Annotated in this window: 17 protein-coding genes; 11 read left to right on the top strand and 6 right to left on the bottom strand. The window is 44.0% G+C overall.

The window, feature by feature from the left end:
- The first annotated feature begins 76 nt into the window (after nt 1-76).
- From exbB to N480_RS08385, 5 genes are all read left to right on the top strand, one after another.
- Complete coding sequence (gene exbB / locus N480_RS08405; RefSeq protein ID WP_063372067.1) at nt 77-907, top strand: tonB-system energizer ExbB; 831 nt, start codon at nt 77-79, stop codon at nt 905-907.
- On the top strand, nt 907-1,338 hold the full coding sequence (gene exbD / locus N480_RS08400; protein WP_063372066.1) for a TonB system transport protein ExbD: 432 nt from the start codon (nt 907-909) through the stop codon (nt 1,336-1,338). Before exbB ends, exbD begins: the two co-directional genes overlap by 1 nt.
- A complete protein-coding gene (locus N480_RS08395) occupies nt 1,335-2,198 on the top strand; it encodes an energy transducer TonB (RefSeq protein ID WP_063372065.1) in 864 nt (287 codons plus the stop codon). Before exbD ends, N480_RS08395 begins: the two co-directional genes overlap by 4 nt.
- Before the next feature lie 103 nt (nt 2,199-2,301).
- Complete coding sequence (locus N480_RS08390; protein ID WP_063372141.1) at nt 2,302-2,913, top strand: biliverdin-producing heme oxygenase; 612 nt, start codon at nt 2,302-2,304, stop codon at nt 2,911-2,913.
- Nucleotides 2,903-3,379, top strand: a complete 477-nt coding sequence (locus N480_RS08385) for a YbaN family protein (RefSeq protein WP_063372064.1) — start codon at nt 2,903-2,905, stop codon at nt 3,377-3,379. Before N480_RS08390 ends, N480_RS08385 begins: the two co-directional genes overlap by 11 nt.
- A gap of 152 nt (nt 3,380-3,531) precedes the next feature.
- Here N480_RS08385 and N480_RS08380 read toward each other — a convergent pair whose 3' ends face one another.
- On the bottom strand, nt 3,532-3,810 hold the full coding sequence (locus tag N480_RS08380; protein ID WP_063372063.1) for a helix-turn-helix domain-containing protein: 279 nt from the start codon (nt 3,808-3,810) through the stop codon (nt 3,532-3,534).
- 275 nt (nt 3,811-4,085) lie between these two features.
- On the opposite strand from N480_RS08380, the gene N480_RS08375 reads away from it, so the two are divergent.
- The 5 genes from N480_RS08375 to N480_RS08360 all read left to right on the top strand — a co-directional run bounded on the left by N480_RS08375 (nt 4,086) and on the right by N480_RS08360 (nt 6,210).
- Nucleotides 4,086-4,334: a helix-turn-helix domain-containing protein gene (locus N480_RS08375; protein WP_063355901.1), complete on the top strand. Its 249-nt coding sequence runs from the start codon at nt 4,086-4,088 to the stop codon at nt 4,332-4,334.
- Nucleotides 4,334-4,462 (top strand): hypothetical protein, encoded by a 129-nt coding sequence (locus N480_RS25905; protein WP_269200979.1) that lies wholly within the window; start codon nt 4,334-4,336, stop codon nt 4,460-4,462. The genes N480_RS08375 and N480_RS25905 overlap by 1 nt, the downstream gene beginning before the upstream one ends.
- Before the next feature lie 100 nt (nt 4,463-4,562).
- Nucleotides 4,563-5,147, top strand: a complete 585-nt coding sequence (locus N480_RS08365) for a hypothetical protein (RefSeq protein ID WP_063372061.1) — start codon at nt 4,563-4,565, stop codon at nt 5,145-5,147.
- Between the two features lie 84 nt (nt 5,148-5,231).
- The gene (locus N480_RS25280) at nt 5,232-5,372 is read left to right on the top strand and encodes a hypothetical protein (protein WP_155732796.1); all 141 of its coding nucleotides are present in this window, start codon (nt 5,232-5,234) and stop codon (nt 5,370-5,372) included.
- A 238-nt stretch (nt 5,373-5,610) separates the two neighbouring features.
- Nucleotides 5,611-6,210 carry a hypothetical protein gene (locus tag N480_RS08360; protein WP_155732795.1) on the top strand — a complete coding sequence of 200 codons (600 nt, stop codon included), beginning with the start codon at nt 5,611-5,613 and terminating at the stop codon, nt 6,208-6,210.
- A 341-nt stretch (nt 6,211-6,551) separates the two neighbouring features.
- Here N480_RS08360 and glmS read toward each other — a convergent pair whose 3' ends face one another.
- Both glmS and N480_RS08350 read right to left on the bottom strand, forming a co-directional pair.
- Nucleotides 6,552-8,372, bottom strand: a complete 1,821-nt coding sequence (gene glmS, locus N480_RS08355; protein ID WP_063372059.1) for a glutamine--fructose-6-phosphate transaminase (isomerizing) — start codon at nt 8,370-8,372, stop codon at nt 6,552-6,554.
- Between the two features lie 30 nt (nt 8,373-8,402).
- On the bottom strand, nt 8,403-9,179 hold the full coding sequence (locus N480_RS08350; protein WP_063372058.1) for a DeoR/GlpR family DNA-binding transcription regulator: 777 nt from the start codon (nt 9,177-9,179) through the stop codon (nt 8,403-8,405).
- A gap of 159 nt (nt 9,180-9,338) precedes the next feature.
- Between N480_RS08350 and N480_RS08345 the strand changes: the two genes are divergently transcribed.
- Complete coding sequence (locus N480_RS08345; protein WP_063372057.1) at nt 9,339-10,235, top strand: aspartyl protease family protein; 897 nt, start codon at nt 9,339-9,341, stop codon at nt 10,233-10,235.
- Between the two features lie 42 nt (nt 10,236-10,277).
- Here N480_RS08345 and N480_RS08340 read toward each other — a convergent pair whose 3' ends face one another.
- From N480_RS08340 to N480_RS08330, 3 genes are read right to left on the bottom strand one after another with little or no spacing between them, the layout of a single operon-like run.
- Nucleotides 10,278-12,689, bottom strand: a complete 2,412-nt coding sequence (locus tag N480_RS08340) for an ABC transporter permease (RefSeq protein ID WP_063372056.1) — start codon at nt 12,687-12,689, stop codon at nt 10,278-10,280.
- A 34-nt stretch (nt 12,690-12,723) separates the two neighbouring features.
- Nucleotides 12,724-13,425, bottom strand: coding sequence for an ABC transporter ATP-binding protein (locus N480_RS08335; protein WP_063372055.1), 702 nt, complete (start codon nt 13,423-13,425; stop codon nt 12,724-12,726).
- Nucleotides 13,426-13,461: 36 nt separating this feature from the next.
- Nucleotides 13,462-14,721, bottom strand: a complete 1,260-nt coding sequence (locus tag N480_RS08330; RefSeq protein ID WP_063372054.1) for an efflux RND transporter periplasmic adaptor subunit — start codon at nt 14,719-14,721, stop codon at nt 13,462-13,464.
- Between the last annotated feature and the right edge of the window lie 198 nt (nt 14,722-14,919).

Genomic DNA, 14,919 nt, shown 5'->3' with positions numbered 1-14,919 from the left:
AAACCAGCACAAAAAAATTTAAAATATTGATTTTACTATTTAAAAAATCAATACCACCTTTCTTTAGGAGTTACCCATGCCTCTTCGTCCCTCTCTGTGTTTTTTATTAGTGAGTCTACTCGCAGCGACTCCAGCACTTGCAGGCGAGACTGAAAGCGCTTTTTCTGGCCATGATCTGTCTCCATGGGGGATGTATCTAGCAGCGGATATTATTGTCAAAATCGTAATGATAGGGTTATTGTTGGCATCCGTTGCCACATGGGGGATTTGGCTATACAAAACCATTCAAATTACCAAGGCCAAAAAAAGCGCCCATCAACTGCTTACTCACCTTGTAAATAGCCAAAGTTTCAGTGATGCAGATCAGGCCACCACTGGCACAGAACACGAGGTCATGCTGCTGGTACATGCGACCAAACACGAGCTAAAACTTTCAGCTGCCGGTGCTGTTTCAGACGAGGGCCTCAAAGAGCGTATTGTTGCTCGATTAGAGCGTGTTCAAGCCACTCTTAGTGCAAATATGAACCAAGGCACTGGTGTACTTGCAACCATTGGTTCGGTCGCCCCCTTTGTTGGTCTATTCGGCACCGTGTGGGGGATCATGAATAGCTTTATTGGCATCGCCAAAACGCAAACAACCAACTTGGCCGTTGTTGCGCCCGGTATTGCCGAAGCACTGCTCGCCACTGCCATAGGGTTAGTCGCGGCTATTCCAGCAGTGGTGATCTACAACCACTTTTCACGCTCGATTGCCAGCTACACGGCTCAAACCGCCGATATTGTGACTGCGCTTATGGTGCTTATTAGCCGTGATTTGGACCGCGATCACCCCCATGCCAGAGCACTCTCTAGCAAACTGACGCTAGAATCAACAAAAGACAAAACAAACTTAAAGGCAGCAAGCTAATGGCCTTTTCAAGCACAAATAAAAACCCGTCGGTTCCCAGTGAGCAACATGAAATCAATGTCACACCCTTTATCGATGTCATGCTGGTATTGCTGATTATTTTTATGGTTGCCGCACCGCTTGCAACGGTCAATGTGCCTGTCAATCTGCCCGCTATTGCTGAGGAGGCAAAGCCGCAAGAAGACAAACCGATATACCTCACTTTGCAAAAAGATCTCTCTTTAGCACTGGGGGATGATATCAAGGTGGCTCAATCACAGCTGATAAATACCTTGCAAAACCAAGAGATTGAAAAAACCAAAACCATCATGATCCGCGCCGACAAAGCAGTGCCTTATGGCGACTTTATCGAGCTGATGAATCAGTTGGCAACTGCGGGATATAGCAAAGTAGCCCTCGTCGGCACTGAGCAGGTAGACACCGCCCAATGAGCCTTCTCGCAGGTCCAAACCACACCGCACGCAAGCATGCTCGTAGAAAATGGGTGCTTGCTACCCTCGCCGCATTCGCGCTGCATATCGCAATTGCGGCGGTGCTGATGTGGCAAACACCGCAATCTCTGACGCCACCGCCAGCCTCCAGCCCTAACGCATTTGAAGTCAGTATTGTTGCCGCCTCAAAATATGAACCAAGCAAGCAACCTGTCGGTCCTGAACAACAGGCTGCAACGGCTGTCCAGCCGCAGCAAGTTGCGCCACAAACACCACCAGAGGCACAGCCTAAAACGGCAATTAAACAGATAAAGAACACGCAATCCAAAGTGAAGGTTGCTAAACCTAGCGAGAAGCCGAAACCAAAAGAGCCTAAAAAAGAGACTCCCAAACCTACCGAAGTTAAAAGTCAGCCCGAGGAAGTCAAACCGAGCAAAAAGACCACGAAAAAGCGCCTGTCAGAGAGTCAAACAAGCAGCCAAGCAAGTCAACCAGACAGTGCCCCGCAAAAAGCGACACAGAATACCTCAACTGCTCACAAGGGGGCCCATAGTAACAGCCATATTCAAGCTCAAATGGTGTGGAAAGGGCGAGTTCAAGCTCATTTAGAGCGCAAAAAACGTTATCCGCGCAGCGCCAAAATACGTGCACAACAAGGCGCACCTTGGGTTAAATTTAGTATTAATCGCCAAGGCGAAGTGCTCAGTGTGAGCTTATACAAGGCCAGCGGTATCACAGCACTCGATAAAGAAGCGGTCGCTTTGGTTAAACGTGCTCAACCATTGCCTCCCCCACCAGACAGCATAGAGGGTAACCCCATTACGATGGCAGTTCCTATTGCCTTCTTTATTAAGAAATAAATACCTTGTTATTGGCCCTATTGGGGATTTATTTCAAGAATACTTTGAGGGTTTTCAAAACTCGTTCGTTCTTATTTATAAAAGCCAACGAGTTTTAAAACAGATGAGTAATTTAAGAGCCGCCAACTACCCAAGAATGAGCAAACTGAGAACCTCAACATCGAGTGTGCACGATCAACTTGATAAAAAAATCATGGCGCAATCGCCGTTTGAGAGTAAAGCAAACTATGGTCAGTTTTTGCGTTACCAATACCACCTTATGAAACATGTCGAGTCTCTGTATCAAGATGTAAAGTTAGCTGAACTGATCCCGGGCTTAGCAGCCAGAGATCGTACTCAACAACTCACTTTAGACTTTCAAGACCTTGAACTATCGCAACCTGAGCCGATTCAAAATCTCGAAGCCGTCACTGTATCTCAATACGAAAGTTTAGGCTGGTTATACGTTATCGAAGGTTCTAAGCTTGGCGCGGCCGTGCTCGCCAAAGAGGCTGAAAAACTAGGGCTAAATGGCGAGTTTGGCGCACGCTTTTTAGCGGGCTCAGATATCGGCAGAGGCTATCACTGGCGTCAGTTTATGCAAGGCATTGAAGATGCGCCGCTTAATGAGCAACAAGAGCAAGCCATGTTAGCGGGCGCACAAGCGGCCTTTAAATTTGCCAATCAGCTGGTTGAGCTGAGCTACACACAAGCTCCGAGCCCCCATGCCGCATAATTTAAAGCGTACTGCTGTAAAATATAGCTACCTCCTGGGTGGCTTTTTTTCGCTTGGTTTGGCCTTTATTGGGGCCATCTTGCCGGTGATGCCAACTACGGTCTTTTTGATTATCGCACTGTGGTGCTTTTCTCAATCATCCGACAAACTTGAAAACTGGCTACTTACGCACCCAAAGTTTGGTAAAACCCTCAGCAACTGGCAAACACGGCGCATAGTGCCCAAAAAAGCCAAGTACTTTGCAGCCATCAGTATGGGGGTAAGCTTAGTTATTTCTGGCATGACACTGTCATTTGGTTGGCTACAGGTAGCTCTGCTCATTTTGTTCGCATTTATCTGTAATTACTTATTTGCCAAACCCAGTGAAGAAGGCGAGCATGCAAATCGCTCACGCGAAAAACAACTGAATATGATATTAATTTTAATGACAATCGTCGTCGCGCTTATTTGGGGAGTGACACATTAATTGGCCATAGTGTCGACCCCCAACGCCTTGCGCTTGCCAAGTTATACCAACGATTTAAAGCATAAGCTCGACTGCTATTTAAGACTGAAGAACGCCCCCACAACGCAATGAGTTATTTATGCCATGGTGACATATTCGATTATCCAAAAATATTATACTCGCGTACTCATATTATTTTCCTGACCGGTATAATGAATAAATGGACAGTCAAAATCATCGCCAAAAATTAAGTACATCTCATAGAGTTGGGCCACGGTCATCACCGTTTTACCGGTTTCGAAATTACTGATAGTGGCCTGATCTACATTGAGTTTTGCACCCAACTGGCTTTGTGTCAGCTTGTTTCTTTTTCTTAGTCGACGTAAGTTATGCTGCACTTCCGTCATCAGGCTATTCACTTTTATCTTTCTTCTCACTACATTGTTTTTCATCGCTTCCCTCGCCAATGCGCTCTATCAACTGTGTTTACTCATTTCCATATTTACTTATGAAAATACATTGTTAATAATATAAGGCGCTTAATGCGGAAAAATCTTCGAATTTTATAAAAAGGATTATTTATCAGAAATTTTCTTGCCATCAGCATTTTTAGCAAACTAATCAAAGCTTGATTAACCTCTCAACACGGCACTGGATAGAGGCCATTTAGATCAACCTAGGTGTTAGTAGGTAAAACTTTGATATTTGCACAATAAGGAAATCAAATGTGATAAGCGGTGACGACCTCAAAGCCATGAGGAAAAAAGCAGGTTTAACTCAAAAACAAATGGCCGATAAGCTAAATATCACCAGAGAAACTGTGAGTAATTATGAGCTTGGGGTAGGCGAGCCAAGGATCAGTCATTTTTTCAAATGGTTGGCTTATTGTAAAATTGACATTAACCCTCTGATGATACAGATTAGCAATATATCGAACAAATTGACTAACCAAGAAGATATTAAAGATAAGGAATAATGATGAGATCTCTGGATAAGGCATTACTGAAGGGAGTAGTTGGCGGTTCAGTGTTTAAGCCAAATAGACCGCACTCAGCTAAAATCTGCACGCCTGAAAATACAACGCTACCAAAACAAAACCCGTAAATTTTAGATGGTATTGCTTCAAGCGAAACCTTTTCATCACCAGAAAACCAAGCTTGAAAATACATACTGACTAAAGCTCGCAACATAAGTCATTAACTATATGAAAATAGTACATTTGATACTTATTACAGTCATTGCACTTGTCGCCTTCTATATTCAAGTAGATAACCCTGTTTATTCAATGCAATTTTATCTGTCAGTCTTAGCTTTTTGCTTCGTACTTGGTGTATTGAACCAAGAGCCCAATATTTGGCATATCTCGCTCCTGCTCACCTTTATAGCAGTGGCTGAATATAGTCTATTTGCAACAGGGGTAATAGATTTAGGGCAACATGACGATAACTACCTAGTTATTGGTACGATTGTTTTTGGGTTACAACTCTTAATAAATATATTGGCGGTGTTACTTTTTGTGTTTAGAGTTCAAATATCTCGTTTGTTCTCAAGCTCTAGTAAAATCATACTCACAGACTTTGATGGTTTGTTTCACTGGTTATTTATAGCCGCAGGGGTTGTGAATGTTTTAGCCTTAATTGAAAATGCGTTAAGAAATGTATTTGGCTGGCATTCACTGACGTTTGTCTACGACACCTATGAGATATATGGCTATGCGTTGATGGCCATAGCCTGTGGTCTGTTGCTAACTATGCTGATCTTAAAGGTGAAAAATAAGCAGCTTACTTAACGCTTTATAGTCATTTTTTAACTTCTAAAATATGAAATATTGCATATTAATGAGTTACACAAAGGAAAATATCAAGGAACTAATATGAAGAAAATTTTGTGTCAGGAGTCATCTAAAACAAAGCAGCAAAAGCAAATTAAACTATGCCAAAAGCAATGTGATGCGGTATTTGGCGCAGGCCCTTGGCAACCTGAAGACCCTTACGCACTCGCGCCAAGACAGTAACACTTAAAATTTGACGAGCCAGTTCACACTGGCTCATATCACTGCCCGTTATACTTTTGGTATTAATACAGAGCATCATTACCCCTTTCCTGTTACGCCAATTATCAGCCACTCTTCTAGAATTAAGCTAACATGTCTAATAACACCACTCGAGTCGCCATAGTCGTTTAAGTTTTTCATTACGGGGTGTGCTGGCGCACCGTCTATGGCAAAAAACCTTTAAGGAAAGATGTCAAAAATGACTACTCAACATGCTAATAGCAACCTCGTGATGCTGCTCTCTGTTTTGGCGATGTGCATTGTTTTTGCTGTCGACTCACATATTCCGTTGGGTGTTGCGGGCGGGGTGCCTCATATCATTCCAGTTCTGATCTCTTTGTGGGCCAAAAACATAAGATTCACGTTAGTTTTAGCCGTGCTCTGTTCATTATTCACTGTGATCGCTTTTTTCAGCTCTCCTAGTGGTGGAGAGCTCTGGAAGGTGTTTTTTAACCGTGGTATTGCGCTCCTCGCCATTTGGTCCTGCGCTTTACTCACCATTAAGTACTTTAACGAGCTCATCAAACATGCTGCGTTAGAAAAAGAGCTAGAAAAAATCTCGGTATATCGCGAAACCATTTCTGGCGTTAATCATTTGGTGAGGAATTTACAAAGCAATTTCTTAATTATCAACCATTCGCCAAACCTGAAAAATGATTTAGGAGAGGAGGTCATTGACGCGCTGAATCAATCTTCACGCGAAGTCTGTGAAATTCTAGATAAGCTGGGGGATTTAGACGAAGTAACACCTGAAGTAATTTCTGAAATAGCTTATTCGAATGTTGAAAAGGCGAAATAACTTAGCAAGCTCGGCACAACTGCTACTGTGTATTCAAACGATACCCGCTTGCAATCCTCCTTGCGAAGATACAATGAGCAAATAGATTACCCCCTTTGATGTATGACTATTTCGAATCAGTCACTATCAAAACTATCTACCTCCGAGTACTCTACTCAACACATGCTTGTTAGCTTAGTTGTATACTCATTGGAATACACCACCTTCTCACAGCAGGCTGTACCAGTAAGCCCGTGACGACAAGGCTCAGCCATAAAGGTTCGATTTGTAGACTATTAAGCGCCATTATCTGATTTTGCCAACCAAAAAGGCGCTTGCGCGCCTTTTTCAAATCAACCAAATTACTCAACCGTTACTGACTTAGCTAGGTTACGTGGTTGGTCAACATCAGTGCCTTTAATTACGGCAACGTAGTATGACAACAGCTGTAGTGGGATTGTATATACAACAGGCGCAATAATGTCTTCTACGTGGTTTACGTTCATTACACGCATTGTGTCATCAGATGCAAATGCGGAGTCTTTGTCAGCGAATACATAGATAATACCACCGCGTGCACGCACTTCTTCAACGTTTGATTTAAGCTTTTCAAGTAGTTCGTTGTTTGGTGCAACAACAATGATAGGCATGTCAGCGTCAATCAGCGCCAGTGGGCCGTGCTTTAATTCACCTGCCGCGTACGCTTCTGCGTGAATATATGAGATCTCTTTAAGCTTTAATGCACCTTCCATCGCAATCGGGTATTGAGAACCACGACCTAGGAATAGTGAATGATGCTTGTCTGCAAACTCTTCCGCCAGCACTTCAATGCCATCAGCCATGCTCAGTGCTTCTTCTAACTTATTAGGTAGCGTCTTGATTGCGTTAACAATAACGCTCTGGTCACGGCCTTTTTCTTGTGCGATAGAAGCCGTTAGCATCAATAAACCAACAAGCTGTGTAGTAAATGCTTTGGTTGAAGCAACACCGATTTCTGCACCCGCTTTGGTCATAAATGCCAAGTCTGACTCACGCACTAACGAAGAACCAGGTACGTTACAGATGGTCATAGAGGCCATGTAACCTTGCTCTTTTGCCAAGCGTAGTGCCGCTAAGGTATCTGCCGTTTCACCTGATTGTGAAATCGTGACTAATAAGCTATTTTCGTGAACAAACGACTCACGATAGCGGAATTCTGACGCAATTTCTACATTGCAGCTCACGCCTGCAAATTGCTCAAGCCAGTAACGTGCAACCATACCCGAGTGGTATGACGTACCGCATGCAATGATTTGTACATGCTTCACGTCTTTGAAGATTTGATTGGCGCTGTCACCAAAAGCATCAATTGCCACTTTGTCGTTTTCAAGACGGCCTTCAAGGGTGTTACGAACAGCCAGTGGTTGCTCGTAAATTTCTTTTAGCATGTAGTGACGGTATTCACCTTTACCTGAAGCATCTTGCGTGATGTTTGATTCAATCACTTCACGCTCTACTGGGTTACCCTCAACGTCAAAGATTTCAACCGTATCACGCGTTATACGCGCAACATCGCCTTCTTCTAAAAACATAAAGCTGCGTGTAACAGGTAACAGTGCCAGCTGATCAGAAGCGATAAAGTTTTCACCAAGGCCTAAGCCGATAACCAAAGGGCTACCTGAACGTGCCACGATGATTTCGTTGTCATTATCTTTATCGAATACAACAGTGCCGTACGCACCTTCTAACTGCTTGGTCGCAGCCTGAACAGCCTCAAGTAACGTCTTATGCTGTTGGCGTAATTGATGAATAAGGTGCACCATAACTTCTGTATCTGTATCCGATAAGAAGGTATAACCGTCATCTCGCAGTGCAACACGCAATGCTTCGTGGTTTTCAATGATGCCGTTATGCACGAGTGCGATTTGCTCATTTGATAAATGTGGGTGAGCGTTCGCTTCGGTTACACCACCATGTGTTGCCCAGCGTGTGTGTGCAATACCGGTTGTGCCTTTAACATTCGCGCTATCCAGTGCGCTTTCAAGGTTAACCACTTTTCCAACCGCTTTGACTGTATTCAAAGTACCTGCATCGCTCAAAGCAACACCCGCTGAATCATAGCCGCGGTACTCTAAGCGCTTTAAACCTTCAATTAAAATTCGGTTAACTGGGCGTTCTGCCACAGCTCCTACGATTCCACACATAATCTCTCCATTTTTTGCACGTTTGTGTGTTTAATCTTGTGTGATCTCTGCACAGATCACGTTCACGCCATGGGCCTCGATCGCTTGGCGCATGTCTGGCGCCAAGGTGTTGTCGGTGATCAAGGTTGTGACTTGCTGCCAAGGCAGCTCTAAATTTGGGATTTTGCGACCAATCTTCTCAGACTCCACCAGCACAATAACTTCTCTGGCTGACTCTGCCATCACCTTGCTCAAACCAATTAACTCGTTAAACGTCGTTGTGCCACGAGCCACGTCAATGCCATCTGCGCCAATAAATAGCTGATCGAAGTCATAAGAGCGTAGCACTTGTTCTGCAACTTGGCCTTGGAACGACTCAGAATGGGGGTCCCAAGTACCACCGGTCATCAATAAGGTGGGTTCGTTTTCTAGCGACAGCAGACGGTTAGCAATGTTGATAGCATTGGTCATCACCACCAAGCCTCGTTTGCTCGCAAGTTCTGGGATCATGGCAGCAGTTGTTCTACCGCTATCAATAATTATCCGATTATGATCTCGAATAAGTGCCGCGGCTGCCTTTGCAATTGACACTTTGCGATGTGGGTCTTGTTTATCCACATTGGTTGCAACAATTTCTTTTGGTAATGCCACTGCACCTCCGTAACGGCGCAGCAACAGACCGCTCTTTTCAAGTGCGGTTAAATCCTTTCGAATCGTAACTTCTGATGTTTCGAACTCAGCGGCTAAAGCCTCAACACTCACTTCACCTTCACTATTTACTCGTGAGACTATGGTATGTCGGCGCTGTTGTGTATTACGTTTAGTCATCAAATGTGCACTTAAGTTTCGTTTCGAAATTTAAGTGCATTGTAGTCGAAACTTTGCTGTTTATTCAAGCGCTCTTTGTTTAAAAAACTTGCGACCACTCACAATAATCCCTAAAATCTCAACAAATTGTCTAAATCACCAACAAATTCAAGAGTAAAGATGAAACTTATCATTTTGTTATTAGGTGTATTCTTCCACACCTTTACCTATGCCGCTGTCACTCCTTGGCTTGACTTTACATATAAAAATGGCCTCATTACGATTCCAGTCAAAGCGTCTGGTATCGATAGTTACGCCGTTCTAGACACTGGTGCAAGCATCAACGCTATCAACAGCAGCTTTGTAAATGCAAACAAACTTGACTATACGCATAGCGGCAACATGCACATCCAAGGTGCATTCGATACGCAACGTAATAAAGTCTACCAAAAGGTCCCGGTCTCATTTTTTGGCATAGAAACCTCTTTAGAAGGGCTCCCGGAAGTGACTTTTGATGACGAGACCACGTCTTTACTATTTGGCCGAGGTTTTTTTCAATTATTCAACACACAAATTGATTACCCGAATAAGCGTATTCGCTTATTAACGCATGATCACCTAGATTTGAAAAAGTTTGAAAATATTGATTTTAAAATCCAAAAAGGCTTTGGCCAACCTATTGTTAAGATTGACATTCAGGGCGAGTCAGCGTGGATGTTATTAGATACCGGATTTACGGGTGGAATTATGATTGAACGCCGCTTTGCTGACAGATTTGGTTGGTTAGAATCAGAAAACCAAGTATCCACATTTTCTGGCGTTAATAGCACAGGCAATATGGAAACAGCCAAAGCAAAAGAAGTCACCTTTGGTCCTTTTACGTTGTCAAACGTACCGGTTTCTTTTCCAGCCAAAGGCAATAATGTCAATCTTGTCAGCCAATATAGTTCAACGGCCAGCCATGTAAAAGGCACTAAGGTCAGAGGTATTGTCGGCTACCAAGTCTTTAAACACTTTGTGATGACGATGGACCTTAAAAAGGGCAACATGCATATAAGCACACCGAAAAGCAATTAATCACAAAGCAAAAGGGTCAGCAAATGCTGACCCTTTTTGATTTTATTCATAGCGTAAAATCAGTGACGGGCGCACACTGGCAGCACGAAAGGCCAGTAATGCCACCGTTAGCCACGTACTTAACGCCACAAACACGGCACTGCATAAATATACCCAAGGCACTTGCGAAATACGCTCGTTAAAGTTGCTCAACCAACCCTCCAAGAACCAGTAACTCATAGGAAATGCCAGTAATACCGCCACCGCGATTAATACCAAGTATTCCCGAGCTAAAAGATTCACAAGGCTATATCGAGAAGCGCCCAGTACTTTACGTACCGCCACTTCCTTTTGTCTGCGCAGTGCAGAGAAAGAAGCCAAACCTAGCACCCCAAGGCAAGTTAAAAACACCGCCAATGAGCTGAAAAATAAGACTAACTGTTGAACACGGTGCTCACTAATATGCGCTCGCTGGTATTCATCTTCAATACGCGTGATAGACACTTCATGTAACTTAAGTTGCTCAACGACCATCGTCTGAATTTGTCTCGATACCTGCTCAGTCGATACACTCTTATCCAGTTTTACAACAATGTCTGCTCCAGGTAGGCTATTGACGCCCAAGCGGAAGGAAAGCGGTAGCTTTTGCTGTTTCGCTGATCCCAGCTTTACATCCGCAACGACGCCAACAATGGTCACTTGCGTGCGTCCTCGATGCGCAGTTGCTTGCTTGCCGATGATGTCATTTGGGTTGTCATAGCCTGCCAATTTCATCAAGCTCTCAGTGACTAAAATGGCATAATGTCTGACACCTTGGTCATCCGTGTGTGCCCAGTCAGAGCCATACTGGGGCACAAAATCACGCCCTGCCAGCAGTGTCAGTCCCAATGTATCAACCGCATGGTAGCCCGTTGATACCGTAGGTTGCGTACCTTCAATTTGCTCACCATTGGGCCACGTTAAGAATAACTCACCATTCATATCTACCGTTAAGTTCGTATTGCTGATCGTCACCTGTGATACTCCCGGTAGCGCACGAATACTATCAAATAGTCGGTTATTATCCGCTTTGAAAAGTAATTCGGATGGCAGTGATTTCACCAGTAGTCTGTCTGTTTTGCCATAGCCAACTTCTAACTCATTCACCAGCGCCATTTGTTTGTAGATAGTTACCGCAGCGATGATCAAAGCAATCGACAGGACACTTTGTAAATACAAGGTGAGTTTTCGCACCCAAATAGCAGTTTGGCCTCGCTGTAAATCTCCACTCAGGACACGTTTTGCGCTAAATGAAGAAATAAACAGCGCGGGGTATAACCCAGACAGTACGCCTACTAACATTATCACCCCAATCACAGAGACTAAAAACCAAGCCGAAAAGTCTAAACTTAGGTTTCTGCCCAGCATTTGATTCACCCAAGGCAATGTTATTTCGACTAAAGCCAGTGCGATTAAGCCCGAGATACTGACCACCAACAGTGCTTCAGTTAGAAATTGCTGTATTAGCTGCAACCGACTGGCGCCCAGTGCTTTTCTCACTCCGACCTCTTTTGCACGTCTGGCTGCGGCCGCTATATTCAAGTTAATAAAGTTAGTGCTTGCCACGAGTAGTAAGATGACAGCTAATGCGACGCTTACCCACATCACTTGCTCAGAACCACCTTGCTTCATTTCAAATGGGCCATTGCTATTAAAATACACATCCAGTAGCGGCACCATATGCAAAGTTAGGGTTTTTCTGCGCCCCTGCTGTCTATCATTAAACGTGCGGTTGAGCTCCGCTTCAATCGCCGTTGAATCTGCATTGGACGCTAAACGCATGTAAAGGTAACCATGCACATCTGGATCCGCATGCTTAGGAACCGCTGTTAGAGTATGAAAATAAAAGTGCGTATTTTCGGGTAAATCTTCAAACACAGCGGCAACGGTGTAACTGCCCGAGTCATGATTTAGTTGCTCTCCAACGACATTGGTGTGGCCAAATAAGCTAATCGCTGTACTTTGGCTGAGAGCCAGTTGATCGGGTAGTGAAATGGCATCTTGTACCGACCCTGACAATACGTTCAGATTGACAAAGTCGAGCAAATTGCCTTTGACGGCATAAAAGCTTGGTAGCTGCACCTGTCTGTCAGCCACCTTCACTGTTAGCGCCAATGCAGCATTGTAAAACTCTAAGCCGTCGGCACTCGCAAGTAATAAAACATCCTCAACTTGTGTATGTTCTTTGAGCATTTCTGGGGCATCGCTGCCTGCCGTGCCAACTAATTGTAAACCCCAACTACGGTAGTCTGTATGTACGCGATAAACCTGCTGCGCATGTGGCTGAGTGCGATCAAATGACAGCTCATATACTGCAAACAAAGTCACCATAATTGCCGCTGCCAAACCGATGCTAAGACCCATAATATTTAAAGCAAAATGCTGTTTATGGTTGGAGAATGCGCGTAACGACGTTTTAAGATAATTTGAAAACATAATACCTCCTAGGGCTCCTTGCTGGCCTCGGGTGTTAAGCAACACTCGCTGTGTGATTTACCTGACTCGCTTTATCTACAATGATTGTTCCATCAAGGAGACGTATTACCCTGTCTGCATATTTTCCTTCGGTTTCAGAGTGCGTCACCATAATCACCGTGGTGCCGTCTCGGTTTAACTCTCGTAGCATGGCCATTACTTCTTGAGAATTTTTTGAATCAAGGTTACCCGTTGGCTCATCCGCTAAAATCAGTTTCGGGTTGATCACCAGCGCGCGTGCTACCGCCACCCGCTGCTGTTGGCCACCCGAAAGCTGTTGCGGTAAGTGACTGGCTCGATGGTCGATTGCCACACGTTTTAAAATTTCTTCCACACGCTGAGTGCGCTCGGCCTTAGAGACATTTTGATACTGCAATGGCAGTGCGACGTTTTCAAATACGGTTAATTCGTCGATTAAGTTAAAGCTCTGAAAGACAAAGCCAATCGACGCTTTGCGTAAATTTGCCATCTGTTGCTCAGAAAACGCCGCAACCTCAGTCCCATCAAAATTGTAACTACCGCTAGAGGGAGCATCCAACAACCCTAAAATAGAAAGTAAAGTGGACTTGCCACAGCCGGAAGGTCCCATTATGGCTACAAACTCCCCTTGCTCAACCGTGAGATCAATGCCATTCAATGCGGTTGTTTCGATATCATGTGTTCTAAACACACGATGTAAATTAGACAGCTTAATCATGATTGTTCCTTAATGTTTTATAGGTGCTTATCGTTTTTAGTTTGTTAAATTTAATACTTGGGCTTTGTCAAAATTACCGTAGTTGGAGGTAATCACTTGCTCTCCTGGTGCAAGACCAGAAATCACCTCATAGTAATGTTGATTTTTCTTGCCTAAACGCACGTCACGGCGTGTCGCTTGGCTACCTTCACGATTGAGTACAAAGACCCAATGCCCACCACTGGTGGTAAAGAATGCCCCGCGTGGCAACAATGTCGCCTGTGCTTGTTCGTCGCTGAACATCAATTGAGCATCTAAACCTTGTCCACGTTTGATGTCTTGAATACCAGACGGCAATTCGGCTTCAATTTGAAACTGCGCATTGGTCACTCGGCTATCAATTTTGCTGATTTTTGCTTGCAACATGTTGCTGCCATGAGATATCTCCACAGCCATACCTAACGATACTTGTGTTAAGTAAAACTCATCTAAGCTCACTGCTAATTTGTACTCTCCTGGAATATCTATTTGACCTAAACGCGCGCCAGCTTGCTTGGACTCACCAACTTGCACATCTAGTTCACTGAGATATCCAGATACAGGTGCAGTAACTTGTAAACTTTCAAGATTTTTACGCGCAAATTGCAGATTGTTTTGCAGCATCTTGGCACTGTCTTCCAGTTGAGCCAGTTGCACTTCACGAATGCTGGTCTCTTGCTTTTGACGCTCTAGGGTTAATTTATGAATATCGCGGTTGTACTGTAGGTCTTGACGGATCTCATCCACTTCATCTTGACTCGTTAGGCCCTTTTTAAGCAGTGCCTCAGATTGTCTAAGCCTGCGCTCTAGGTGGCTTATCTGTAACTCTATGTCTAACAAATCGCGCTTAAGGTTTAGCGTGTTAGTGGTCATGGTCATCTGGGTGTTGCGTAAAAAGTTAAGTTGTTCAGTGACTTGAGCTTCACGACTCATCACATCTAGTTGTAAATTGGTGTTAGAGAGCCGCACCAAAGGCTGTCCTTGCTCAACATAAACACCTTGCTCCACCAATTTCCCCTCTACACGGCCACCAGACACTGTGTCTAGAAATATGGTTGTTTTTGGCACAACTTGCCCGCGAATATTCAACGCGTTTTTAAACTCACCACTGATCACAGAGCTGACAGTCACCCCAGCCTTATTAACGGTTTGCATTTGTCCCTGCTCTGCCGACTGGCTCAGACTATATGCGCCAAAACCAACCAACAAAGCGAAGCAGCTAAATAGTGCTGGCTTGATGTAACGACGGTGATTTTTATTAGAGATTTTCTTATCCATAACATCAGCTCCTTTTGCCTAGTTACCTAATTACTAGTCAATTTTGGTGCCAACAAAAAAACTATTAAAATACAATCAGTTAATATAAATATGGAAGGCAGAAACTAAATAAGTGTCCGTTTACAGTACACTTATCTGTCCATAATTGGACACTTTCTGTGGTTTTGCGGTAAGCTGCTCGGGTCAAAAAATAACTAC

The organism is Pseudoalteromonas luteoviolacea S2607, from assembly GCF_001625575.1.
GTDB lineage: Bacteria > Pseudomonadota > Gammaproteobacteria > Enterobacterales > Alteromonadaceae > Pseudoalteromonas > Pseudoalteromonas luteoviolacea_E.
This window is presented reverse-complemented; position numbering and strand designations above follow the sequence as displayed.